Origin of the sequence: Mesorhizobium sp. M0496 (genome assembly GCF_040321205.1) — a bacterium.
Lineage (GTDB): Bacteria > Pseudomonadota > Alphaproteobacteria > Rhizobiales > Rhizobiaceae > Mesorhizobium.
In genome coordinates, this window is the sequence record NZ_JAMYRC010000002.1 from 58407 (window position 1) to 80994 (window position 22588).

Annotated in this window: 27 protein-coding genes; 24 read left to right on the forward strand and 3 right to left on the reverse strand. The window is 63.6% G+C overall.

All coding sequences use genetic code 11. The annotated features are described in order from the left end of the window. Positions 1–14 precede the first annotated feature (14 nt). Complete coding sequence (locus tag NKI73_RS03395; protein WP_352627426.1) at positions 15–590, reverse strand: hypothetical protein; 576 nt, start codon at positions 588–590, stop codon at positions 15–17. Between the two features lie 100 nt (positions 591–690). Between NKI73_RS03395 and NKI73_RS03400 the strand changes: the two genes are divergently transcribed. Next, positions 691–984: a hypothetical protein gene (locus NKI73_RS03400; RefSeq protein WP_352627427.1), complete on the forward strand. Its 294-nt coding sequence runs from the start codon at positions 691–693 to the stop codon at positions 982–984. After that, entirely contained in the window at positions 981–1268 is a 288-nt protein-coding gene (locus NKI73_RS03405; RefSeq protein WP_352627428.1) for a hypothetical protein, read from the forward strand. Before NKI73_RS03400 ends, NKI73_RS03405 begins: the two co-directional genes overlap by 4 nt. A 46-nt stretch (positions 1269–1314) precedes the next feature. Here NKI73_RS03405 and NKI73_RS03410 read toward each other — a convergent pair whose 3' ends face one another. Next, complete coding sequence (locus NKI73_RS03410; RefSeq protein WP_352627430.1) at positions 1315–1539, reverse strand: hypothetical protein; 225 nt, start codon at positions 1537–1539, stop codon at positions 1315–1317. Between the two features lie 84 nt (positions 1540–1623). Here NKI73_RS03410 and NKI73_RS33610 point away from each other — a divergent pair, with 84 nt between their 5' ends. The 3 genes from NKI73_RS33610 to NKI73_RS03420 all read left to right on the forward strand — a co-directional run bounded on the left by NKI73_RS33610 (position 1624) and on the right by NKI73_RS03420 (position 3114). Next, positions 1624–1968, forward strand: coding sequence for an ATP-dependent DNA ligase (locus tag NKI73_RS33610; protein WP_502909542.1), 345 nt, complete (start codon positions 1624–1626; stop codon positions 1966–1968). After that, positions 1944–2240 (forward strand): hypothetical protein, encoded by a 297-nt coding sequence (locus NKI73_RS33615; protein WP_502909543.1) that lies wholly within the window; start codon positions 1944–1946, stop codon positions 2238–2240. Before NKI73_RS33610 ends, NKI73_RS33615 begins: the two co-directional genes overlap by 25 nt. Before the next feature lie 745 nt (positions 2241–2985). Next, positions 2986–3114: a hypothetical protein gene (locus NKI73_RS03420; protein ID WP_352627431.1), complete on the forward strand. Its 129-nt coding sequence runs from the start codon at positions 2986–2988 to the stop codon at positions 3112–3114. A gap of 11 nt (positions 3115–3125) precedes the next feature. Here the strand turns inward: NKI73_RS03420 and NKI73_RS03425 are convergent, their stop codons facing one another. Continuing rightward, positions 3126–3413: a hypothetical protein gene (locus NKI73_RS03425; RefSeq protein WP_352627432.1), complete on the reverse strand. Its 288-nt coding sequence runs from the start codon at positions 3411–3413 to the stop codon at positions 3126–3128. A 220-nt stretch (positions 3414–3633) separates the two neighbouring features. Here NKI73_RS03425 and NKI73_RS03430 point away from each other — a divergent pair, with 220 nt between their 5' ends. The 19 genes from NKI73_RS03430 to NKI73_RS03520 all read left to right on the forward strand — a co-directional run bounded on the left by NKI73_RS03430 (position 3634) and on the right by NKI73_RS03520 (position 22584). After that, complete coding sequence (locus tag NKI73_RS03430) at positions 3634–4095, forward strand: hypothetical protein (RefSeq protein WP_352627433.1); 462 nt, start codon at positions 3634–3636, stop codon at positions 4093–4095. Positions 4096–4447: 352 nt separating this feature from the next. After that, on the forward strand, positions 4448–6439 hold the full coding sequence (ligD, locus tag NKI73_RS03435; RefSeq protein WP_352627434.1) for a DNA ligase D: 1992 nt from the start codon (positions 4448–4450) through the stop codon (positions 6437–6439). Between the two features lie 184 nt (positions 6440–6623). Continuing rightward, complete coding sequence (locus NKI73_RS03440) at positions 6624–7595, forward strand: ArdC family protein (protein ID WP_352627436.1); 972 nt, start codon at positions 6624–6626, stop codon at positions 7593–7595. Further along, positions 7592–7963 (forward strand): DUF2958 domain-containing protein, encoded by a 372-nt coding sequence (locus NKI73_RS03445; protein WP_352627438.1) that lies wholly within the window; start codon positions 7592–7594, stop codon positions 7961–7963. Before NKI73_RS03440 ends, NKI73_RS03445 begins: the two co-directional genes overlap by 4 nt. Positions 7964–8137: 174 nt before the next feature. After that, a complete protein-coding gene (locus NKI73_RS03450) occupies positions 8138–10270 on the forward strand; it encodes a ParB/RepB/Spo0J family partition protein (RefSeq protein WP_352627440.1) in 2133 nt (710 codons plus the stop codon). A 96-nt stretch (positions 10271–10366) separates the two neighbouring features. After that, positions 10367–10843 (forward strand): UCP036055 family protein, encoded by a 477-nt coding sequence (locus NKI73_RS03455; protein WP_352447726.1) that lies wholly within the window; start codon positions 10367–10369, stop codon positions 10841–10843. Positions 10844–10944: 101 nt separating this feature from the next. After that, on the forward strand, positions 10945–11331 hold the full coding sequence (locus tag NKI73_RS03460; RefSeq protein WP_352627442.1) for a hypothetical protein: 387 nt from the start codon (positions 10945–10947) through the stop codon (positions 11329–11331). Positions 11332–11355: 24 nt separating this feature from the next. Beyond that, positions 11356–11622 (forward strand): DUF6117 family protein, encoded by a 267-nt coding sequence (locus NKI73_RS03465; RefSeq protein ID WP_352627444.1) that lies wholly within the window; start codon positions 11356–11358, stop codon positions 11620–11622. A 172-nt stretch (positions 11623–11794) separates the two neighbouring features. Beyond that, positions 11795–16123: a strawberry notch-like NTP hydrolase domain-containing protein gene (locus NKI73_RS03470; RefSeq protein ID WP_352627445.1), complete on the forward strand. Its 4329-nt coding sequence runs from the start codon at positions 11795–11797 to the stop codon at positions 16121–16123. Then, positions 16120–17157, forward strand: a complete 1038-nt coding sequence (locus tag NKI73_RS03475; protein ID WP_352627446.1) for a DUF7146 domain-containing protein — start codon at positions 16120–16122, stop codon at positions 17155–17157. The genes NKI73_RS03470 and NKI73_RS03475 overlap by 4 nt, the downstream gene beginning before the upstream one ends. Before the next feature lie 342 nt (positions 17158–17499). After that, entirely contained in the window at positions 17500–18426 is a 927-nt protein-coding gene (locus NKI73_RS03480; RefSeq protein WP_352627447.1) for a DUF2493 domain-containing protein, read from the forward strand. A gap of 60 nt (positions 18427–18486) precedes the next feature. Continuing rightward, positions 18487–18942 (forward strand): hypothetical protein, encoded by a 456-nt coding sequence (locus NKI73_RS03485; RefSeq protein ID WP_352627449.1) that lies wholly within the window; start codon positions 18487–18489, stop codon positions 18940–18942. A gap of 205 nt (positions 18943–19147) precedes the next feature. Then, entirely contained in the window at positions 19148–19315 is a 168-nt protein-coding gene (locus NKI73_RS03490) for a hypothetical protein (protein WP_352627450.1), read from the forward strand. Between the two features lie 134 nt (positions 19316–19449). Beyond that, on the forward strand, positions 19450–19890 hold the full coding sequence (locus NKI73_RS03495) for a hypothetical protein (protein WP_352627451.1): 441 nt from the start codon (positions 19450–19452) through the stop codon (positions 19888–19890). A 607-nt stretch (positions 19891–20497) separates the two neighbouring features. Further along, complete coding sequence (locus tag NKI73_RS03500; RefSeq protein WP_352627453.1) at positions 20498–20824, forward strand: DUF736 domain-containing protein; 327 nt, start codon at positions 20498–20500, stop codon at positions 20822–20824. 175 nt (positions 20825–20999) lie between these two features. Further along, on the forward strand, positions 21000–21260 hold the full coding sequence (locus tag NKI73_RS03505; protein ID WP_352627454.1) for a DNA -binding domain-containing protein: 261 nt from the start codon (positions 21000–21002) through the stop codon (positions 21258–21260). Between the two features lie 134 nt (positions 21261–21394). After that, on the forward strand, positions 21395–21643 hold the full coding sequence (locus NKI73_RS03510) for a transcriptional regulator domain-containing protein (RefSeq protein ID WP_352627456.1): 249 nt from the start codon (positions 21395–21397) through the stop codon (positions 21641–21643). Further along, a complete protein-coding gene (locus tag NKI73_RS03515; RefSeq protein WP_352627457.1) occupies positions 21615–22160 on the forward strand; it encodes a DUF2285 domain-containing protein in 546 nt (181 codons plus the stop codon). Before NKI73_RS03510 ends, NKI73_RS03515 begins: the two co-directional genes overlap by 29 nt. A gap of 142 nt (positions 22161–22302) precedes the next feature. Further along, on the forward strand, positions 22303–22584 hold the full coding sequence (locus tag NKI73_RS03520) for a helix-turn-helix transcriptional regulator (RefSeq protein ID WP_023690466.1): 282 nt from the start codon (positions 22303–22305) through the stop codon (positions 22582–22584). Positions 22585–22588: the final 4 nt, after the last annotated feature.

Genomic DNA, 22588 nt, shown 5'->3' on the forward strand with positions numbered 1-22588 from the left:
TGCCCCCTAATGCCTCAATGCGATGTGGTCGCAGCTTCAAGGGCGTCGATGGCATCATACACGGTTTGGCGCTTGGGCTCGATCGGTTCGTCTGTAAATCCCGCAAGCTCCAGCCTGGTAAAGGCAACCGTCACCGCCGCAATTAGATCGCGCGGATTGTCCACATCGACAGCCAAGCTGTCCGCCAGTATGCCGATTTGCGAATTCATGAATTCGCCCTTGCCGTCTTGCGCGGCGGTCAGCGCGCGGAGCATGGCCAAGGCCGTTGACCGGTCGGCCAATTGCGTTGCCGGGTCCACCAATAACTGCAGATCGGCGGCAACCGGACGTTTTTCGGCGGGCCAGTCAGCGCAACATGCGTCCAAGGCTGCCCGCGACGCTTTCATCCAGGCGCTCGCTGCTTCGTCCTCTTCCTCTGTTGGCTCCCCCTCGTCAGAGAAACTGGCATCGTCCCAACCTTCAAGCGCAAACATTCCTTCTGCCGCCTCAATAGCTGTGATGCCCGCCCGGTCCAGCACCGCCTCGGCCGCTGCAATTCCGCGTGCAATCTCTTCGGGCGATGCGCCCGGAACTGTCAAAAGCAGGTCCATATCTGCCTCCTGTGTCTATCCTGCCATCAGTGAACAAAATGAGAACACCAGAGTCAAGAGCCCCTTGACTATCTAGGAATATGTTCCTCATTTATGGGGAATGGCGCACGAACCGATCGACACGCTGGGCAAGGCGACCCGGCACAATATGCTTGTGAAAGCGGAATGCAGTTGCGGCAATGTTCGCTACTGCCGATCGGCCGATTTGATGATGGTGTATGGCGGCGGCGCCGATCCGCAGACGCTAAAGTTTGATTGCGGCCGGTGCAAGCCCCAGATCAAGATCACGCTTCTGGAGGTGCACCCGGAACACTTGCCCAAACGCCTGATGATCCACAAGCCGATGAAAGTCGGCGGCAAGATCACATGGTATACCGAGCGCTTCAGAGGATGACGAAGACCCTCGCTGACACGTTGGCCGCCGGCGAAACGATCTATGTAAATTGCGGGCATGCCATGTGCTGCAAGTCGACCAAGCTCGACATCCAGGCGCTGATCGATCGGCTCGGCCCGGATCATGGTTCCATGCATTGGGATCTAGTCGGCCTATTCGGCTGCTCGGATTGTAAGGTTGCAGGCCGCGACCGTCGGCCGGTGTTCTTCACATGCATTCCTGACTACGAAGGCCAGCAGAGGGCGCGCAACCGCGACTGGAAGCCGACTTTCGAGAAAAGCTAGGGCCGCCCCCGAAACGCGCGCTGGCGGGCTTCCCTATGTCGACCTACTATTTGATACTAGGGGAAGGCGGTTTCATTATCACGCGCAATTGCATCTGGTCGACAGTTGCGACGATGGCAGCCGCCAGCGCTTCCGCTTCGTGAAGCAGTTCCGGACCATAGAGCCCATTCACCATCTCCTCGCTCGGAAGCACGCCAGGCGGACAGTGCTCCTCAATCGTGCGCCGGATCAGCATCAGCGCAGTCCGGCATTCGTCGGCTTCGATCTTCATAACTCTTCAAACATGCAATTCGTCTAAAATGTTCCGGAACTATTTTAGCGCGCGCTAATTGAATCGCACTATGCGAGTCAGCGCATGCCTCTGAACTTCATCAAGCCCATGGAGCCCGAGCTGGTCGACACGCCACCGCAGGGCGACGAATGGGCCCATGAGATCAAATTCGACGGGTATCGCACTCAGATTATCAAGGATGAAGACGGGATCCGGCTGATCACCAAGAACGGTTACGACTGGACTGGCCGCTATATTGAACTTGCCGGAGAGGCGGAGGCGATAGAAGCGGAAAGTTTCATCATCGATGGCGAGACGATCACGGTCAATGAGGCTGGCCTGTCCGACTTCCACGCCCTGCAATCAGCCGTCTCCGCCGTGAGCCGTCGCGCGACCTGTATTTGGTGGCGTTCGATCTCCTGCACCTGAACGGGCATGATTTGCGCAACATGGAAGACCGCCGCGAGATCCTGCAGGAACTAATACCAGCCGTCGGCCGCATTCAGTTCAGCAAAGCCATGCCCGGCACCGGCGCTGCGGTTTATCACCTGGTCGACAGGGCTGGGCTGGAGGGCATGGTCTCGAAGCCGCAAGGACAGCGTCTACCGCAGCGGGCCGACGATGAACTGGCGCAAGATCAAGTGCTATGCCGAAAATGGACATCATTGGCGTGCAGCGCGAGGCCGGAAAGCCCGCTATAGTGCTCATGGCCGACAAGGGCCAATATGCCGGCGGCGCTTTCGTTGCCTTTAAAGCCGGCAAGCGTCAACGACTATGGGATCGCGTGCAAGGGAAGGTCGGCGGACCAGTGCCAATCGGGCCTCAAGAAGGAAAAGGCCGAATGGCTGAAGCCTGGTCTCGTCGGTCGCGTCCGGTTCCTGAAGGGCGAGGAAAAGCTCCGCCATGCCCAAGCTGCTCGATTTCCGGGATAAGCAATAGCCAGCGCTTGCCAGCCCAATCCGGATGAGGAAGTAATCCTCCTGTTGCGGCGATCCTCCTCAAACGGAGTTCGCACAAATGGCAAGATCGAAACCTTCCAAGCAGCTTTCACAGGTTGAAATCGAACGCTTTCTGACGGCAGCGGAAGCGCTCCATAAGAGCATCATTCAGCCGCGCCCGCCGCTGCCGCGAATTGGGCTGCGGGTTTCTACCCAAGGCCGAAGCTCCAGCACTTTCGAGCCGACCAAACTGGCTGGAGGGAACATTAGCCGTCTCTAAAAGTTGATGCTTGCGGCAGGTGGTGCCCTCCATCGCGTGCCGAGGATCGGGCTCCCGATCGGCCCGCGCCCTCCCACAGAGGCGCGGGCTTCCTAAGACACCAGGAGAGAGATCATGAACAATATCATTTGGATCGTTGGAGCAGTGGTCATCGCTTTAGCGATACTGAGCTTCTTCGGGCTCCGATAGCTGACGGTCAAGCCGCTGGCCACCAGCTACGTCGTCAGCGTGTTCGAGAAGCCGCATTGGCGCGCCGTACTGACCACGAAGGACAAGGCCAAAGCCCTGGCGATGGCGAAGGAGATCGGCGACAAAGTGCGGGTCGAGGAGATCAGGCCGAAGGCGAAGAAGCGCTAATTGTACGGAAATTACCAAGCCGGAGACCGGCGGAACAATCGCTTGCGGCCAACGTCCACCCGGCCGTGTTCTGTGTCAAAGGCCCGCTGCTCTCCCCCCGAGGCAGCGGGCTTTCCCTCCTTCCGCCAGGCGCGCCGGACCTGATGGTGCGGAACTTTTTCCGCGAGCCAGCCCGCGCAACATGCCGCCGCCGCAGCCTCGTCGGCTTCCAGCCAAACAGTGGCAGCCTGATCCTTGTCCTCGGTAGGCTTGTCGTCTTCTGGAAAGCCCTTGATGTCCCAGCCATCCAACGCGAACATGCCGCGATGCCGCGTTCGAACTCTTGGGGTGTCGCCCTTTCAATGTTCAAGCGAAGTTCCATGGTTCGCCTCCTATGGCTATTTCCGCCATAGTGAACAAAAAGAGAACACAGAGTCAAGCATGCCCCTTGACGAGGGAGGAATATGTTCCTTATTTCAGCGTGATCTGGAGCAGCAAAGGGACCATGGTTCGGCGTGAAACGCGTTGGCCGGCGAAGCTATGGCAAAAACCGCGGAAGACAATTTCCGGATCGAGGTATGGGATCGCGACGAGCAGGCCCTATTCGAAACGATTTCGCGATCCCCCGATTCAACGGTGAGTCAGGCAGCCTGGCAAGCTGCCATCCGGCGCCGGCCGGGAATGTTGCTTATCCACTACAACAGTCGGCATGTGATGGAGAAAATCCTGACACCAGGCGAGGTCAAGGTCCCACCGCAGGCGATCATCGATGGCAGCGTTCACGCGAGCCTCGATGTGGCGCTCGGCGATCTTCGTGAATGGCATGTATTGCGGGCTTGGTGCAGATCCTGTTCGCACCATGCAACGGTAAAGCCTGCCGGGCTCATCGAACGCTATGGGAAAGGCGCTCTGTTCAGTTCGGTCGAGCGAGCGCTATTCTGCACAAGTTGTGACAGGGGAGGGCCTGTCAGGTTGGAAATTCACAAGCTGCCACGCAATTGAGGGGTGAAGATGCAAGACCTCATCGATTTCGTCTAGGCCATCTCGGCTCGGGTTTGGACATCCGATCTCGGTCAGCTGTCGAGAGCCGGACCTCCGCGCGACCTCCGCCGGTGGCTTCGGCGCAAAATACGCGGACCACCGCGAACGGGGACAGTCGGTCCCGCGTCCCGTCCTGCGGCCGGCGCTATGCTGACGCTCCTACGGCTGTCCCGTTCACCGCCCGCCGGCGGGGGCGAATTTCCTCCGTCCTACGCGCGGCAATCGTCCGCTGTTGCGGACGCGCGCAGGACTGCGTTTTATACGCCGTCCTTCCTTTGGGCGCCGACGGTCGCCGGCGCGGGGACGGGTGGGCATGGAACCGAATCCGAGGCAGGGTATTGAATCGGACTATGTATCCGAGTTCCGCATGTCGGCTGTAGACGGCACCCTCAGTAAAAGGCGCACACGGCCCAGAGACTCAGAATCTGTCCCTACAAATCGGCTCCCGCGGTTTCGTCCCTTCCAGCTATGCACGCTGACAGACCACATACCGGTCGGCGGGGATTGGCTTTTCGAGATGAAGTTCGACGGCTATCGTGCCCAAGTCGCCATCTCCGGCTCGAACGTCGTCGTCTATACCCGCAATGGCCACGACTGGACCCGACAGTTCAAGGTCATCCTACCGCCGCTTCAGAGACTGACCAAAGGCGCGGTGCTGATCGATGGTGAGATCGTCGCCATCGACAGTCAGGGCCGCACGAACTTCTCCATGCTGAAAACCGGCATTGCCGCGGGTATGCCCCTCAAATTCTACGCCTTCGATCTGCTTGAACTCGATGGCGAAGATCTGTCGAACCAGCCACTCCTAAAGCGCAAGGAACGACTTGAGTCCCTGCTTGGCGCGCGCGGCCCTGACGACCGCCTGCAATTCTCCAGCCACATCGTCGACCAAGGCAAAAGGGTGTTCGACGCCATGTGCGAGGGCGGCCACGAAGGCGTCATCGCCAAGCGCGCCGACAGCTCCTACGTCGGCGACCGCACCTCGAGTTGGCTCAAGATCAAGTGCACGAAGCGACAGGAATTCGTTGTCGGCGGTTATCGCCCAAGTGACACAGGACATGGCATGGCCTCGCTAATCCTCGGCACTTACGACAATGGCAAGCTCATCTATCGCGGCCGCGTCGGCACGGGGTTCACCGCGGCGATGCGCAAGGACATCCTCGCGAAGCTCGAGAGACGCCGTCTTGAGAAACCGGCTTTCGCCTCCGTTCCGAGAGACATTGCCCGCCGTGCCAAATGGGTGAAGCCCGAACTTGTTGCCGAGGTTACCTATGCCGAAGTGACACCGGACGGCAGCTTGCGGCATCCAAGCTTTGAGGGCATGCGCGAAGACAAGCGGGCCGACCAGGTGGTGATGGAAATGCCGAAGACGCCGGCAACTCTTGGCTCCGCCACTATCGATCCGGGAATCGGCAAGGAGATCGCCGCTGCTGTCGGCGTCAAGCTGACGCATCCGGACAAGGTCATGTATCCGGGGACCAAGGTGACCAAGGCCACGCTCGCCGCCTACTACGCCGTGGTCGCCGAGAAGATGCTGCCGCACATTCAGGATCGGCCGCTGTCTCTGGTGCGCGATACCGACGGCGACCTGCAACAGACTTTCTTTCAGAAGCACAAACTGCCAGGCATGCCCAAGGCCATCCATGACGGCCAGCTGGAGAAGATGTCCGGTAAGGAAAGCCGCATCTTGTGGGTCGATGACTTGGCTGGGCTGATCGCAGGCGTCCAAATGAACGTGCTCGAATTCCACATCTGGGGAAGCCTTCGCCAGCTGCCGGATCTGCCGCACCGCATGATTTTCGACATCGACCCCGACGAGGGCTTGGACTTCAGTGCCGTCAAGCAGGCAGCCCTCGACATTCGGGGCATTCTGGAAGCGCTTGGACTGCAGTCGTGGCCGTTGCTGTCCGGCGGCAAGGGCGTTCATGTGGTCGTCCCGCTCGTCCCCCTGGCAGACTGGGACGAGGTCAAGAGCTTCTGCCAAGACTTCGCCGAACTGCTGGCCCGTACAGATCCGTCGCGCTTCGTCGCCAATATGAACAAGGCGAAGCGCAAGGGCCGAATGTTTCTCGATTACCTGCGCAACGGCCAGGGCTCCACTGCAATCTGCCCCTGGTCGACTCGGGCACGCGCGGGGGCGTCGTGCGCGGTGCCCGTCAGCTGGGAGGAATTGCCCACCTGCGAAAGCGCAAACGATTTCGATGTTTTCGCCGCCGCCGCGCGGGCTCAACTGCCCGAAGCCTGGGAGGGCTATTTCGACGTCGAACAGACGCTTACCGACCGCATCCGCCACGCAGTCCGGTAGCAATAACCATACTAGAGGGTCGGCGACATTTGATTGGTGCGGACCGCGTTTGCCCCAAGTTCGAAGCGTTCCCCCTGCTACGGGAGGCCCGGCAACGCCGTCTAGAGTGAGAGCACGGACCGGTTTCCCGTGACGGGTTGAGAGCTGGAGGAGAGGCCTCCGGCGCCCGTCGCGGAGAACCGCGATGTCCAGACATTACGCTCGCGCCGGCGCCGACCGGACAAGCCTCTATGATGATATCACCAACAAGATCATCGCCGAGCTGGAAGCTGGGCGCTTTCCCTGGGTGCAGCCTTGGGGCACGGCGGCGGCGCAAGCCCCCCTCGCCATGCCGGCCAATGCCGCGACCGGCCGCGCCTACTCGGGGATCAACGTGCTGATCCTGTGGGGTGCGGTCGTCGAGCATGGCTTTCCCGTTCAGGGCTGGCTGACTTTCCGCCAGGCGCTATCGTTGGGCGGCCATGTCCGCCAGGGCGAACACGGGACCACTGTCGTCTATGCTGACCGCTTCATCCCTGACGACGAGAAGAACCGCGCGCGGGAAACCGGCGAGGCTGCAAAGGCCATACCGTTTCTGAAGCGCTTCATTCTGTTCAACGTCGCGCAATGTGAAAATCTGCCGGACGATCTGCCCCTGGCTCCGCCTGCACCAGAGCCCGGGCTGATCGAGCCGGCCATCGACGCACTGATCAAGGCGACAGGGATCGATTTCCGCATCGGTGGCAGCAGAGCCTGTTATGTGCCGGCGCAGGACTACGTGCGGGTGCCGCCCCCGCAGGCCTATTTCGAGACCATCGACTGGCACCGCACCGCCCTGCACGAGCTTGGCCATGCGACAGGGCATCCCTCCCGCGTCGGCCGTGACCTCGGCGGCGCCTTCGGCACCAAGAGATATGCTTTCGAGGAACTGATCGCCGAGATGAACGCTGCCTTCTGCTGCGCCTCGCTTGGCATCATGCCAACCGTGCGCCACGCCGACTACCTGGCCTCCTGGCTCGATGTCCTGCGCGAAGACAACCGCGCCATCGTTCGTGCCGCCTCCCAGGCCAGCAAGGCGGCCGACTGGCTGCTTGCCTTGCTACCGCAACCTGGAAGCGGAGCCAAGGGCGGCTCCGCCGAGGTCGATGAGGCCGAGATCGACAGGAGGGCGGCATGATCCTCCTCACCGAGGAACAGCGCGAGCGCCTGCTCGCCAATGGCCGCGAACGCAACGCCGATCACGTGCCGGTGGTGAAGCTCTTCAACCCGCTCGGCGAAGGAACCTGGCTCGCGACCGAGCGGGATGCCGATGGCGACGCTATGTTCGGTCTCGCCGATCTCGGCTATCCCGAGCTGGGCAGCTTCTCGCTCCTTGAGATGACGTCGATCCGGCTGCCCTTCGGCATGGGCATCGAGCGCGACATCCTCTTTGCCACCGACTTGCCGATTTCGGTCTGGGCAGAGGCCTCCCGCCGGGCCGGAAGCCTTCGCGACGCGGAACGACTCCTCTACCACGCCGCCCAGTCTGGCCGAGACCGCGCGTGAGATCTCAACTTGAAATCCGCAAAGCCGCAGATGCGCAAAGCCGTGTCTGCGGCCCTGTCCCCTTCGGATCTTCGGTGTGCGGCGCAGTCCTCAGAGTGAGAGGGCTGCGCCCGTCTCTTTTGACGGGTTTGGAGGTCGAGAGAGTCTCGGCCGCCCGTCGCGGAGATAGTCCACATGGCTGCGCCCAAGCAGAAGATCACCCTCAACGCTTCACGTGACATCCCCTTCGACAAGCTGATGCTGAGCCAGTCCAATGTCCGGCGCATCAAGCGCGGGGAAACGATAGAGGACCTCGCCGCGTCAATCGCACGGCGCGGCCTGCTCCAGAGCCTCAACGTCCGGCCAGTGTTGGATGGCGAGGGTAACGAGACCGGCATGTTTGAGGTGCCGGCTGGCGGGCGCCGCTATCGCGCGCTGGAACTGCTGGTCAAGCAGAAGCGCATGATCAAGACCGAGCCAGTTCCCTGCGTCGCCAGCGACGCCCACAGCGCGGTCCCGATCGAGGAGGATTCGCTGGCCGAGAATTTTCAGCGCGAAGATTTACATCCGCTCGACATGTTTCGCGCCTTCCAGACCCTTCACGACCAGGGCGCGAGCCACGAGGAGATTGCGGCACGCTTCTTCGTGTCCGCTACCTTTGTCCAGCAGCGCCTGCGGCTCGCAAAAGTTTCGCGCAAGCTGCACGAGGTCTACGAGCAGGAGGGCATGCAGATCGAGCAGCTCATGGCCTTTACCGTGACCGACGATCACGCCCGTCAGGAGCAGGTCTGGGAGGCGCTCGAAAACTCCTGGTCGAAGGAGCCGCAGCAGATCCGGCGCCTACTGACGGAGACCACGGTGCGCGCGAGCGATCGCCGGGCGCTGTTCGTCGGTGTCGAGGCCTATGTCGCCGCCGGCGGCGTGGTGCTGCGTGACCTGTTCGAGGCCGACAATGGCGGCTGGCTGCAGGACCCGGCTCTGCTCGACCGCTTGGTCCGCGACAGGATGAAGTCGATCGCCGACGAAATCGCGGCGGAGAACTGGAAGTGGATCGTGGTCGATGTCGATCTGCCTTATGGCCATAATCACGGTCTGCGGGCACTGGCCGGCACCCCCGTCGATCTGACCGACGCGGAGCGGGCGGAACGCGAAGCCCTGCGCGCGGAGTACGAACGGCTGGAAGCCGAGTATGGTGAATCCGACGAACTCCCCGACGCGGTCGATCAACGTCTCGGCGAGATCGAGTCTGTGCTGGAGGCGTTCGAGAGCCGCCCGATGAACTACGATCCCGCCGATATCGGCCGCGCCGGTGCCTTCATCAGCATCGACCGTGACGGTGACCTGGTCGTCGATCGCGGATATGTGCGCCCCGAGGACGAAGCGCCGGAAGCGGTCGACGGCGACGCCGCCGAGCCCGGCGGTGTGACCGGGAGCGAGGGGGGCAGCGACGATCCTTCGGTTCGCCGCGCCACCATCACCATCGGCGCGCAAACGTCCGAGCCCGATGAGGATGACGGCGACGCCATCAAGCCGCTGCCCGAACGCCTGGTGATCGAGCTCACCGCGTATCGCACGTTGGCGCTGCGCAATGCCGTGGCCGAGAACCAGCATGTGGCCATCACGGCGCTGTTGCATCGGCTCGTCATCGACACCTTCGGTCATCGCTCCGCGACCGGCTGCCTCGAGGCATTCGTCCGACATGTCCACTTGCCGACGCAAGACGCCGAGCTGAAAGACAGCCCCGCGGCCAAGGCGATCGACGAACGCCATGAGGCGTGGAAGGGCGACATTCCGCGCGGTGACGACCAGACTCTGTGGGCTTGGCTCGACAGTCTCGATGAAGCCAGTCAGCACACACTGCTGGCGCATTGCGTCAGCTATGGGATCAACGCGCTGTTCGAGCGACCTAACCCCTATGGCAGCGGCGTTTCCCAGCACGGGCTGGAGCAGCGTTTGCGCGAAGCCGACCGGCTCTCCCACGCCACCGGGCTCGACATGGTGGATGCGGGCTGGCGGCCGACGGTCGATAATTATCTCGGCCGGGTCACCAAGTCCCGCATCCTCGAAGCCGTGCGCGAAGGTGCCGGCGAGCAGGCGGCTCAACTCATCGACCACCTCAAGAAGGGCGACATGGCCAAAGAGGCCGAACGCCTCCTTGCCGATAGTGGCTGGCTACCCGAACCGCTCCGTCTGATCGATCATGACGCACCGCCCGCGCAGCCGGGCGAGGGCGAGGAACCTGACCTGCCCGAATTCCTCGCCGGCGATGACGAAGACGACTCGGCGGCAGCCGATGAGGTCATCGCACACGCTGTCGCTGCCGAATAGCACCCATCGACGGGGCGACTACGGTCGCCCCGTTCCCCTTCACCTCACCCTCATGGCCCGACGCCCTGTCGGGCCTTTTCGTTTCAGGAGACATCCATGTCCGCCCACATCGTCTATGACAACGCCCCGCTCGGCTCGCTGATCCAGTACTCGGACGGCACCCCCAAACCGCCGGCGCGCTTTACCCGCAAGCTCGCCGACTGGGGCCGTCGCAACGGCCTCGGCCGTCTGGTCCGCAAGGCATCGCCGCGCGACCGTCCGACCTACAGCGCACCGGCCTCGATCACGCTCAATGAAGGTAACTTCTCCTCCGGCGGCGTCATCCTCGTGACGGTCATGCGAACATACTCGGTCGACAGCGACCTCAGCTTCAAGATCGTCGAGCAGCCCGGTATCGGCATGGTCCGGGTCCTGCAGCAGATCGGCGACGACGACGAGTTGTTGCACCTCGCCGAGAGCCGGGAGGCGGCCGCACTCTGGTTGGCCAAGACCGGGTACCGCAATGCGCGTCTTGAAGACGTCACCGCTGACGAAGTCGGCGCCGACGTCGTCGAGGGGCGGGCGGCGGCGTAACCGCGAAACATCACACCTGCACGCATGGACATCAACCTCGACCCGCCACGGCCGGGGCTCGGAGACGAACGCCGGGCCGCCCGTTTTTTTAGGAGCAGCAAATGCCGCAATTCACCATCGAGACGACGTACCACCTGCCAGTGTTCCGGCATTCAACCTATTTGGCTGAGACATCCGACGTCGCGTGCCGATTTGCCATCGAGGACACTGACTGGTCGGGTCAGCGGGAGGATTGCGAGTCCTCGGGTGAAACCCATGTCACCGGTGCCGGTGCCGCGTATCGTGGACAGGCCATTCCGGTTCATGCACATTTTGGGGAAGCGGTGCAGCGCAAGGCCCCACAATTCGAACTCATGCTGGGCTTGCTCAAGATCATTGTCGGCGATGCTAAGGCCCGCCGACCGACGCCGCCGGGGTGGCTCGGCAAGGCCGAATGGGCGATCGCGCGCGGCGAAGCGATCCTCGCGGACGCCCGCGATCCAAGTTGAACCCGGAGATGCGAAGGACTTGCCATGAGCATTCCCGACCATGCCCGCAGCAACTTCCAGACGCTGCTTCGTGCCGCCAGCGACGGCAACCTTGCGTTGATGGAATGCGCCGACGCGGCGACCGGGCAGCGGCGTTATGTAATCTGCGCGGTCGGGCGGGAGGGCGCGGACTACGTGTTCACGCCGTTCGGTCATCTTGCCGACGGCAATCCCTATGATGCCGACCTGCCGCCCGATCCCGACGACGCCAAAGGTTTCCTACAGAAGTCGGAGCCTGACGGCGGAATATGATCGAGATCGGTTGATACCGGCAAGCGCTCCACCTCATGGCGGGGCGCTTGTTTCATTTTAGCTTCGGCGGGACCTGAGAGGGAGAGGCGGGCCGGGATGGGTTTGAAACCGTGCGGTCCAGAGAGAGCGCCGCGCGGCTCGGTCCTGTCCCCGCTCTCCCGAGGTTCACACCATGTACATGATCTCGCCCGCTGCGGCGGTTCCAACCGCCGCGCCGCTCCCGCTCGTCCAAACCCGTGCAGCCGGCGCTATCTTCGCCGCCGCCGGCCTGCTGCTTCCCCGTCTCGAACGCGGCGAGTGCATCGACGCGACAACGCTCCGCTCGGCGATGGAAGCCGCATTCGGCGCCTCCGACGCCGCCGGCGCCTGGGACTGGAAGCAGGCCTACGATGCCTGCGAGGCCGCAACGGTCCTTTTCCTCCGCAAGTACGGAAAGGCGCTCTCCCGCAAAGCCGAATCTCCGGCTGCACGGCTGTCCGCTTTGTCGAAGATCGCAGGGCTGATGCCGACGCATACGCGCCGGTCCGAAGAAGCACAGACCTTCCAGCAGTTCTCGACGCCGATTCCGCTCGGCCTGGTCGCCGCAACGGCCGCCGCCATCACGCCCGGCGACCGTGTGCTGGAGCCTTCCGCCGGCACCGGGCTGCTCGCCATCCTGGCCGAGATAGCCGGCGCCTCGCTCATCCTCAACGAGCTTGCCGAGACGCGCGCGGCACTTCTCTCGTGTCTCTTTCCGGGCGTCTCCGCCAGCCGCTTCGACGCCGCCCAAATCGACGACCATCTCGATCCCGGCGCCGTGCCGAGCGTGGTGCTGATGAACCCGCCCTTTTCGGTCATGGCCAATGTCGAGGGCCGCATGGCCGACGCGGCCTGGCGGCACATCGCCTCGGCGCTGTCGCGCCTTGCGCCCGGCGGGCGGCTGGTGACGATCACCGGTGCGAACTTCGCGCCCGACCATCCGACCTGGACCGCCGCCTTCACTCGCCTGCAGGAGCGTGGTCGCGTGGTCTTCTCCGCCGCCATCGATGGCTCGGTCTATGCCAAGCACGGCACGACCTTCCCGACGCGCCTCACCGTCATCGACAGGGTGCCGGCGGACGATCCCTCGCTCTTCCCGGATGCTCCCGGCATCGCTCCGGATGCGGCAACGCTCCTCACGTGGATTGAGGAGCGCCTTCCCGCGCGGCCGCCGGTCGTGATGGCCGCCCTTCCCAGCGCGACATCGGCGGTCGCTGCGGCCCGCAAAGTGCACGGCTATCTCACACGCTCGGCGAGTACCACGCCACGCATGTCGATCGCCGAACCGGAAGCCATCGACCTCGCCTATGAGGCTGTCGACTGGCAGGCCGCCGAGAACGGCCAGATCAGCGACGCCATCTATGAGGCCTACGGGCTTCAGGCGATCCGCATTCCCGGCTCGCGGGCTCATCCCACCAAGCTCGTTCAATCGGCGGCCATGGCCTCGGTAGCGCCACCCAAGCCGGGCTACCGGCCGCGCCTACCGAAGAACGTCCTTGACCTGCTCTCGGACGCGCAGCTCGAGACCGTCATCTATGCGGGCGAGGCCCACGCCGAGTATCTCGCCGGCGCTTGGACGCTCGACGAGACCTTTGACATGGTTAGCGCCGCGGCCGATGACGCGGCGGGGGCCGTGCGCTTCCGGCAAGGCTTCATGATCGGCGACGGCACTGGGGTGGGCAAAGGCCGGGAATCCGCCGCCGTAATCCTAGACAATTGGATGCAGGGCCGTCGTAAGGCGGTCTGGATCTCCAAGTCCGACAAGCTCATCGAGGATGCGCGGCGCGACTGGTCCGCGCTCGGCATGGAGCGCTTGCTGGTCACCCCGCTCTCCCGCTTCCCGCAGGGCAGGCCGGTCACGCTGGCGGAAGGCATCCTATTTACCACCTATGCCACGCTACGCTCCGACGATCGCGGCGAGAAGGTTTCGCGGGTCAAACAAATCGTCGAATGGTTGGGTCCGGATTTCGATGGAGCGATCATCTTCGACGAAGCCCACGCCATGCAGAATGCCGCCGGCGGCAAGAGCGAGCGGGGCGATGCCGCTCCCTCCCAGCAGGGCCGTGCCGGCCTGCGGCTGCAGCACGCGCTGCCGAATGCCCGCATCGTTTATGTCTCGGCCACCGGCGCCACTACCGTCCACAATCTCGCCTATGCCCAGCGGCTAGGCCTCTGGGGCGGCGAGCTTTTTCCGTTCTCGACGCGGGCCGAATTCGTCGAGGCGATCGAGGCCGGTGGCGTCGCGGCGATGGAAGTGCTGGCGCGCGACCTCAGGGCGCTCGGTCTCTATACGGCGCGGTCTTTGTCATTCTCCGGCGTCGAATACGAACTGCTCGAGCATGAGCTGACGCCCGAACAGGTCTGCATCTATGACGCGTACGCTGGGGCCTTCGGCGTCATCCATAACAATCTCGATGCGGCGATGCAGGCGGCCAACATCACCGGCAGCACCGGCACGCTCAATGCCCAGGCCAAGTCGGCCGCGCGCAGCGCCTTTGAAAGCGCCAAGCAACGCTTCTTCGGCCATTTGTTGACCAGCATGAAGACACCGACCCTGATCCGCTCCATCGCCCGCGATCTGGAGGAGGGCCATGCGGCCGTTGTCCAGATCGTCTCGACGGGCGAGGCGCTCATGGAACGGCGGCTGGCCGAACTGCCGACCGAGGAATCGAACGACGTTCGCGTCGACATCACGCCCCGCGAATATGTCCTTGACTACCTGGCCCATTCCTTCCCGGTGCAGCTCTACGAGCCGTTCACCGACAGCGAGGGCAATCTGTCGTCGCGCCCGGTCTACCGCGATGGCCAGCCCGTCGAGAGCCGCGAGGCGGTCGCCCGGCGCGACGAGCTGATCGCCAAACTCGCCAGCTTGACGCCTGTCCCCGGCGCGCTCGACCAGATCGTCCAGCATTTCGGGGTGGACATCGTGGCCGAGGTCACCGGTCGCTCGCGCCGCATTGTCCGCAAGGCCGAGCGCCTTGTCGTTGAAAACCGTGCCGGGTCAGCCAACCTCGCCGAGACGCAGGCCTTCATGGATGACCAGAAGCGCGTTCTGGTTTTTTCGGACGCGGGCGGAACGGGGAGGAGCTACCACGCCGAACTCTCAGCCCGGAACACGCGGCTGCGTGTGCATTATCTGCTCGAGGCCGGCTGGAAGGCCGACACCGCCATTCAGGGCCTCGGCCGCACACATCGCACCAATCAGGCGCAGCCGCCACTCTTCCGGCCGATCTCGACCAATGTGAAGGCGGAAAAGCGCTTCCTTTCGACGATCGCCCGCCGCCTCGACACGTTGGGCGCGATCACCCGTGGCCAGCGCCAGACCGGTGGCCAAGGCCTGTTCCGACCAGAGGACAATCTGGAAAGCCACTATGCCCGCGATGCGCTGCGGCAACTCTATCTGCTGATCGTACGCGGCAAGGTCGAGGGCTGCACAGTCGAGCGTTTCGAGGCGGCGACGGGTATCAAGCTGATGGATGCCAATGGCATCAAGGACGAGTTGCCGCCGATCACCACCTTCCTCAATCGCCTGCTCGCACTGACCATCGAGTTGCAGGGCGTGCTGTTCGGTGCCTTCGAGCAACTGCAGGCGGCGCGCATCGAGGGCGCGATCGCGTCAGGCACCTACGATGCCGGGCTGGAGACGCTGCAGGCCGAAAACTTCGTCGTCACCGATCGGCAGGTGATCTACACCCATCCGCGCACCGGCACCGAAAGCCGCCTGCTCACGATCACCGAACGCAAGCGCAATCGACCCGTCACGCTCAATGCGGCGCTCGATCATCTCCGCGATCCGCGTGCCTTACTGCTCATCAACAAGCAATCGGGCCGCGCCGCGGTACAGATCCCGACCCCCAGCGTCATGCTCGACGATGGCGAGGTCGAGCGCCGTGTCCGCCTGATCCGGCCGATGGAAAGCCAGAACATGCCGCTCAAGGCCATGGGCGAAACACGCTGGGTCGAGGCCGACCGCGAGGCGTTCACAACTGCCTGGACCGCCGAAATCGCCGGGGTGCCGGAGTTTTCGGACTCGGTCTTGCACATGGTCACCGGCCTGCTGCTTCCAATCTGGAAGCGCCTGCCCAACGAGTCGACCCGCGTTTATCGACTTCAGACCGACGAGGGCGAGCGCCTCATCGGCCGCCGCGTCTCGCCGGCATGGGCCGCCAACGCCTCTGCGACGAACGTGGTTGCGCTGTCGCCGGAACAGGCGTTTGCGGCTCTGATGGACGGGCGGACGATCCTCGATCTCGCCGAGGATCTCCAGCTTCGCCGCAGCCGCGTCATGGGCGCATGGCGCATCGAATTGTCCGGCTTCACCGACACGATGCGCGAGCGCCTCACCGCCTACGGTCTCTTCCACGAGATCATTTCGTGGAAGCTCAGGATGTTCGTGCCGATCGACGCCAACGGGCTCGCCGTGCTGGAGCGCGTGCTCGACCGCTTCCCAATCGAGCGGGTCAGTGAGCGGGAGGCTGCATGATTCCGCGTCACGCTGCATCCAACCTCGCACACCGCCTCGGCGAACATGCCGAGGCGGTGTGCCGCCACTACCTCTCCAATGGCCGTCGCCAGGGCAACTATTGGACCGTCGGCGACGTCCGCAATGCGCCGGGCCGCTCGATGTTCGTGCGTCTGCGGCCATCCCCGAAGGGACCGCCAGGCAAATGGACCGACGCCGCTACCGGTGAGCATGGCGACCTGCTCGATGTCATTCGCGAATCCCTCGGACTGGTCAATTTTCGGGACGTCGCCGACGAGGCGCGCGTGTTTCTCGCTATGCCGGATGCCATGCCACCCCGACCGGCCGAGCCGATCACGCAGGTCCCCGTTGGATCTCCAGAAGCGGCTCGCCGACTGGTCGCCATGTCGAAGCCCATTATAGGCACCCTCGTGGAAACGTATTTGCGTGGACGCGGCATTACGACTTTGTACGGCACCGGATCGCTGCGGTTCCATCCGCGCTGCTATTACCGGCACGACGATCAAGGACCGACCGAGACCTTGCCGGCAATGATCGCCGCTGTCACCGACCTCGATGGACATCTGACCGGCGCGCACCGCACCTGGCTCGCACCGGACGGCACCGGCAAGGCACCCGTCGACACGCCGCGTCGGGCAATGGGTGACCTTCTGGGTCACGCCGTCCGCTTCGGCGCACCCGGCAGCGTCATGGCGGCAGGCGAAGGCATCGAGACGACGCTGTCGCTCAGATGCGCCTTGCCCGACATGGCGATGGCTGCGGCACTCTCGGCAGCCCATCTTGCCGCCATCTTGTTCCCTCCGAACCTGCGGCGGCTCTATGTCATTCGCGACAACGATCCGGCCGGTGACGGTGCCCGAGACAGCCTGCTCGAGCGCGCGACGGACGCCGGAATCGAGGCAATCGTGCTGTCGCCGGCGATGCAAGACTTCAACGAAGACCTCCGCCATTTCGGACTTGCCGCCTTCCAGGCCTCGATTGCGGACCAGCTCATGCGCAAAGATCGCACCCGCTATCTGACACAGGCGGCATGAGCCGTGAAGGGAAGCGCCCAGCGCACCGTGCCGGCTGCGCCGCATGGATGCGTGGCCCGCCGGCAGAGAACCGCGACCCGGCCTTCGAGAGGGCGATCGGCCCACGAACTGGCCGGCCAGGCAATGGCGGCGGCCGACTATTTTCCGGCGGCGCACGACTACTCGCGAATGGCAGCGATTGGGCGCGACGCCTTTCCATCGCGATGCAAAATAGCCGGCCGCCGCCATCCTCCGCTGCGCTCCGGCCCTCCGCTTCGCTTCGGGTGTCGGGCCAACCCGCCCGTGGGCTTTCGTCGCCATGAAGGCCGCGAGGGTCGCGGTCAAACCGACGGGAGCATCCCCATGAGCGAGCACGACGACATTGAACCGCACCACGCCGCTTCTCCGACCGATCACACCCTCACCGAGCTCCAGCTCTATGGCTGGCGCCCATTTGCGGACGAGCCCGATCCGCGACCGCTCCCCGGTGGCGACCACGTGGCCGGAGCCGTGGCCGATATCTTTGACGCCCTCATCGGCACCCTGGCCGACACGCGCCTCGAACCCGACCTTGATGACCTGCTCTGGTCCGTCACCAATGTCTTCCACCGAGCTGCACAACGGATCGAGCGGCAACTGGACGACAACGAGCAGGCCCAGCGCCGACTGCAGCGCGAACAGGACGGCAGCGAGATCAAGGCGGTTGAACTCGAGAACCTCACCGCCCAGGGGCAGACCATGATCGAACGGCGCGATGCCTTCGAGCTCATGCGTGACCAGGCCGCCGACCACTACGATCAGTACACCGGCTCGGCCTGGCGACCGCGCACGGGATCGATGATCAACCACCACCATCTCACCGCCGCAATGATCGATAGCCGCGACTTCATCGCGGCCAGGCGGCGCGCGGAAACCGAAGTCATGTTGCCCGCTGGCCCCAAGATCGCCTTCTCCGGCGGCGATACTGCCGATCACGAGCTGATCTGGGCAAAGCTCGACCAAATCCGTGCCAAGCACCCCGACATGGTGCTGATGCATGGCGGATCACCGAAAGGCGCCGAAAAGATCGCCGCCCGCTGGGCCGATCATCGCAAGGTTCCGCAGGTCGCCTTCAAGCCCGACTGGACCAAACATGCCAAGGCCGCTCCCTTCAGACGCAACGACCTGATGTTGGCGGTCATGCCGATCGGCGTTATCATCTTTCCGGGCACCGGCATTCAGGAGAACTTCGCGGACAAGGCCCGCAAGCTCGGCATCCCGGTCTATCGACTCGGCAACGGCGGCGCGTGAGCGCCGTCGGAACCTACGCCCTCCTATAAATAGCCGGGGAGTCACGGCATTCTTCAAGCCATGTCGCTCTTATCCTTTCCCGATAGCTTCACGCCGGACATCGGGCTCGCCGACACCTTCTTGCGCAAAGCCGCAGTGTGCCTCGATGGCGCTGACTGGGCGGCGGATCGAGGCAGGAACAATGCTGCCTTTCACGCCATCGCCATCGCCATTGAATTGCTCCTGAAGTCGCATCTTCTCAGAACAGCGACTGATGATCGCTGGAACCGCCGCCATCTCGGGCACGATCTCGACAAGGCGGCTCGTTTTGCCGAGAGAGCTGGATCAGGCCTACCACCGCAACTGCACAGCGTCATCGCCCAGCTTCATCCTCATTTTCAGCGTGGCGGCTTCCAACGGGATCCATCGCGATCATGGCCGTCCGGTTTCTCGCTCGACGCCCGCCACATCGCGCGGCAGCTTGCTCAGGCTCTCCTGGAGCAAGAGCGTCGCGCCAACGACGACCGCTGCTCCTGACTTGAAGATGACCGCACCCCGCGATTCCATTGCGCTGATCCTTGGTCCAGCCGATGGCCTAAAGCCATCAACCCGCAAGGGGTCGGACTACGCGAAGCGTGCCGCCGCTCCGGCTTCGCCTTCGCGGTGATTGCGGCCATCGGCCGAACACTTCGGGCGCCTGTCAGCGGGGGAGGGTCCTCCGCTTCAAACAGGAGCCGGATCGATGTCCTTCGCCGACGCACATGCCTTCGCCTTCAGCCTCGCCGCCACTCTCATGGTCACCATCGTCATCTTTCGTGCCGGCGACGGCACTCTCTCGGTCGTGCCGGCGAACGAGTATGACGGCGAAGACACCGCCATCATCGGCGAAGTCGACCCGTTCGCCCCATGACGGGGCGAACATTGCCGCTGGCGAAACAGAGCTTCGGCAGTTTTCGCCCGTGGTTTTCGTTGCTATGCTCTGCGCTGCGCCGAGGTGGTGGTGGAAGGCGCAATCGCCAGAGCTATTCTCTCGGAGACACCACCATGATCATCCTCGGCATGTTCGTTTGTATCGCGGCCATCGGCATCCTGTGCTGGTTGCTCTTCACGCTTGCTATCTTCGCCCTTCCGTTGTTCGTCGGGGTCAGCGCAGGCACGTGGGCATTCAACACCGGTGCCGGCTGGCTTGGCGCGATCCTCGTCGGTAGCCTCGCAGCCGGGTTGACGCTCGGCGTCGGCCAAATCCTCCTCACCGTTATCAGCCCCATGTGGGCCAAGCTGGCGATCACGCTGGTCTTCATCGCGCCTGCGATCGTTGCCGGCTACCATGCCTCCCATGGCATCGCGAAGCACGTGATGCCTTCGGAAACCTGGCAGATCGTCTTTTCCGTCATTGGCGCGACCGCCGTCGGCGTCACGGCATATCTCCGGGTCGCGGGCATGACAGCCGCCGACCAATCCGGCAGGGACGTGGTTCGAGCCTAGACCCGCGCGGGCGACGCGGGCGGACCAGACCGACGAAGGCCTAGCCACCTCATTATCGGTGGTTGGAGCAATCGGGTTCCATGCCAGGATCGAGCAACGGCCATGTGCCGGCGCGGCCCCGTCTGTGGACTTGGACTTTCTTCGGTCGATGCCCATGGCAGACCGACCAGTCGGTAGCAGGACGGCAGCGCGCGCGGTGGCGGGGCGTTGCAGGTGCGCGGAATCTGTGCCTGGAAATGCGTGGGCGATGCCGGTGAAGCCTGTAGCGATCTGCCGGAGGCGCGTTGCACGCCAACGTCTGCCAATCTGTCCCAAGAGCGCTCCAGACGGCCTCTTCAATGGGCTGATCTGGCCGAAGGACGGCTGAAGCCTCGACCGTAGGCCGCAACGGCGCGTCTCGACTTTCTTCCCCTGCCGGCGCCCACCCCATGCCGCAAGCGCATGGGGACCCCGAGCGCCGCCATTCCTCGCGAGACAAGAAAGCCGTTCCAGCGCCGTCCTCTGCGTTGCTCCGGTCGCAAGCGATGCGTCGTCGGTCGCCTCCGGCCAAGTGATCGCCATCGAGGCCGCATGGTGCGGGCTCGGGAACAGAAAACGGAGACTTACAATGGCTACCATCGGCACCTTCAAGAAGACCACCGCGAACGAATTCACCGGCGAAATTGTCACCCTTAGCGTCCAGGCCAAGAACGTGCGCATCGTCCCAGACACCCGCGCCACTGGCGAGAACGCTCCCAGCCACCGGGTGCTGGTCGGCCGCGCCGAGATCGGCGCCGCCTGGTCGAAGACCTCCAACGAGGGCCGCGACTACATGGGTCTCAAGCTCGACGATCCGAGCTTCAACGCCCCGATCTACGCCAACCTCTTCGACGACGAGGAAGGTGAGGGCTTCTCGCTCATCTGGTCCCGCCCGAACGCGCGGCGGGGTGACTAAGGACCCGCACAGGCCCCGGCCGGAAGGCCGGGGCCTTCTTCCGCGGACGTCCGGTTCGGTTCTCCCAAGCCGAGAGCGATGCCGAAACCGCATCGCCCGATGCTGATCGACCATCCTCCGCTGGCAAAATTACTTCTATAAAATGCAGGCTCACTCTGTGACGACGAGGCAAGCGATGATCGAGCCGTTTGACGAAACCGCGCCGATCAGTGACGAACTCACCGAATACGATCGGGAACACATCAAGCTCTATGTGCGCCTGCTTGACGCCGCCGACGACGGCGCGGACTGGCGCGAGGTGGTTGAAATCCTCTTCGGCATTGATCTGACGAAGGAGCCACAACGCGCCCGGCGCATCCACGACAGCCATCTGGCGCGAGCGCGCTGGATGGCGCGTGCAGGCTACCGTCATCTCTTGCGTCGACCCGGCAACTAGCACCACAGCGCCTATGGTTCGCGGGTGATGCCGAAGTGGCATCACCCGATGCCCGGCAAGGGTCTTCCGCCAATCGCTACAACCCGGAATCGTTTGGAGGCGGGGTCTACGCGTTGTTTGCGAGGAGCTCTTGGATGAGGCCGGATACGTCGCATTGGCGAGACAATGGCAGCTATGATTATTTCGATACATTACCCATCGAAGGGCTCGCCTGGGAGTGTCTGCGGCGTCACGAACCCTATCAACGGCACTACCAAGCGCTCCTGACCACAAGAGCCGAAAAGGCACCCTTCCACCCTGAGGCACAGCGGCAGTGGGGGTTGCGATTTCCCGGCCACGCCGGATTTGTCCGCCTTGGCGCAAGACGTTTTCTGGTCGCCTGACGTCGATCCAGCTGTGGTTTCTCTCGTGCCGGCGCCGGAATTCCTGTCGTCCTTGCGATCGGCGCCGTTGACCGGCATGGGTGTAAGCCGCGACAGTGTGGAAGGACGCCACACTGTCCATAGTGCAGGTGTCGCTACTCAACTTCTGCTTCTGCCCGGTAGTGAGCCGCACGGCCCTTTGGCGGCGTTGATCCCTTTGGATGCAGAAACGTTGGGACGGATCGAAGCACTCACCCGTTTCTGGCGTTCCTTGCAGGGGCGCCCCACGCCTTCGGACACGCGGATGACCCCGCAGCAGCGCCGCCGCTTTCGACTGATGATACAGGCCGCTGACGGCCACTCGAATGGCGCGAGCTACCGCGACATTGCGATCGCGCTTTACGGGTTTAAGCGCGTCGCCGCCGATCCTTGGAAAACCTCCGCGCTGCGCGATGCGGTGATCGGTCTCGTCGAAGGCGCCACCGCCATGATCGGCGGCGGCTATTTGCAAATCCTGCGTCATCGCCGTCGATCCTAGCGGGTACTGGCCGCGCAAAAGGGGTGGAGTTTTAGCCCCCCTCAACTTCCCCATCCCTGACGAAGCTTGCTCTCCGCCACCGTGGTCTCCGTCCACCGCTGAACGACCAGCGGCTGCCCAAAACCCCACGGAGGTTCGACCCATGCGACCCGATATCGCCGTTTTGCCGCCGCGCTTCCTGCGCACCAAGGAAGCCGCGGATTTCCTCAGCCTGTCCGCCCGCACACTCGAAAAGCACCGTACCTATGGCACTGGTCCTTCCTACCGGAAGCTCGGCGGCCGTGTCGTCTATGCCGTCGACGATCTTCAGGCTTGGGCCGAACGCGGCGCTGTCACCTCTACATCCGATCCGCGTGGGTCGGTCCTGCCGGCCAAGCGTCACACGCCGACGCCGCCGACGCACGGCGGACGATACGCACGCTGACCGC

Coding starts and splice junctions, on each gene's coding strand:
- NKI73_RS03395 (WP_352627426.1), bottom strand. CDS start 590: ATGGACCTGCTTTTGACAGTTCCGGGCGCATCGCCCGAAGAGATTGCA.
- NKI73_RS03400 (WP_352627427.1), top strand. CDS start 691: ATGGCGCACGAACCGATCGACACGCTGGGCAAGGCGACCCGGCACAAT.
- NKI73_RS03405 (WP_352627428.1), top strand. CDS start 981: ATGACGAAGACCCTCGCTGACACGTTGGCCGCCGGCGAAACGATCTAT.
- NKI73_RS03410 (WP_352627430.1), bottom strand. CDS start 1,539: ATGAAGATCGAAGCCGACGAATGCCGGACTGCGCTGATGCTGATCCGG.
- NKI73_RS33610 (WP_502909542.1), top strand. CDS start 1,624: ATGCCTCTGAACTTCATCAAGCCCATGGAGCCCGAGCTGGTCGACACG.
- NKI73_RS03425 (WP_352627432.1), bottom strand. CDS start 3,413: ATGTTCGCGTTGGATGGCTGGGACATCAAGGGCTTTCCAGAAGACGAC.
- NKI73_RS03430 (WP_352627433.1), top strand. CDS start 3,634: ATGGCAAAAACCGCGGAAGACAATTTCCGGATCGAGGTATGGGATCGC.
- ligD (WP_352627434.1), top strand. CDS start 4,448: ATGGAACCGAATCCGAGGCAGGGTATTGAATCGGACTATGTATCCGAG.
- NKI73_RS03440 (WP_352627436.1), top strand. CDS start 6,624: ATGTCCAGACATTACGCTCGCGCCGGCGCCGACCGGACAAGCCTCTAT.
- NKI73_RS03445 (WP_352627438.1), top strand. CDS start 7,592: ATGATCCTCCTCACCGAGGAACAGCGCGAGCGCCTGCTCGCCAATGGC.
- NKI73_RS03450 (WP_352627440.1), top strand. CDS start 8,138: ATGGCTGCGCCCAAGCAGAAGATCACCCTCAACGCTTCACGTGACATC.
- NKI73_RS03455 (WP_352447726.1), top strand. CDS start 10,367: ATGTCCGCCCACATCGTCTATGACAACGCCCCGCTCGGCTCGCTGATC.
- NKI73_RS03460 (WP_352627442.1), top strand. CDS start 10,945: ATGCCGCAATTCACCATCGAGACGACGTACCACCTGCCAGTGTTCCGG.
- NKI73_RS03465 (WP_352627444.1), top strand. CDS start 11,356: ATGAGCATTCCCGACCATGCCCGCAGCAACTTCCAGACGCTGCTTCGT.
- NKI73_RS03470 (WP_352627445.1), top strand. CDS start 11,795: ATGTACATGATCTCGCCCGCTGCGGCGGTTCCAACCGCCGCGCCGCTC.
- NKI73_RS03475 (WP_352627446.1), top strand. CDS start 16,120: ATGATTCCGCGTCACGCTGCATCCAACCTCGCACACCGCCTCGGCGAA.
- NKI73_RS03480 (WP_352627447.1), top strand. CDS start 17,500: ATGAGCGAGCACGACGACATTGAACCGCACCACGCCGCTTCTCCGACC.
- NKI73_RS03485 (WP_352627449.1), top strand. CDS start 18,487: ATGTCGCTCTTATCCTTTCCCGATAGCTTCACGCCGGACATCGGGCTC.
- NKI73_RS03490 (WP_352627450.1), top strand. CDS start 19,148: ATGTCCTTCGCCGACGCACATGCCTTCGCCTTCAGCCTCGCCGCCACT.
- NKI73_RS03495 (WP_352627451.1), top strand. CDS start 19,450: ATGATCATCCTCGGCATGTTCGTTTGTATCGCGGCCATCGGCATCCTG.
- NKI73_RS03500 (WP_352627453.1), top strand. CDS start 20,498: ATGGCTACCATCGGCACCTTCAAGAAGACCACCGCGAACGAATTCACC.
- NKI73_RS03505 (WP_352627454.1), top strand. CDS start 21,000: ATGATCGAGCCGTTTGACGAAACCGCGCCGATCAGTGACGAACTCACC.
- NKI73_RS03510 (WP_352627456.1), top strand. CDS start 21,395: ATGAGGCCGGATACGTCGCATTGGCGAGACAATGGCAGCTATGATTAT.
- NKI73_RS03520 (WP_023690466.1), top strand. CDS start 22,303: ATGCGACCCGATATCGCCGTTTTGCCGCCGCGCTTCCTGCGCACCAAG.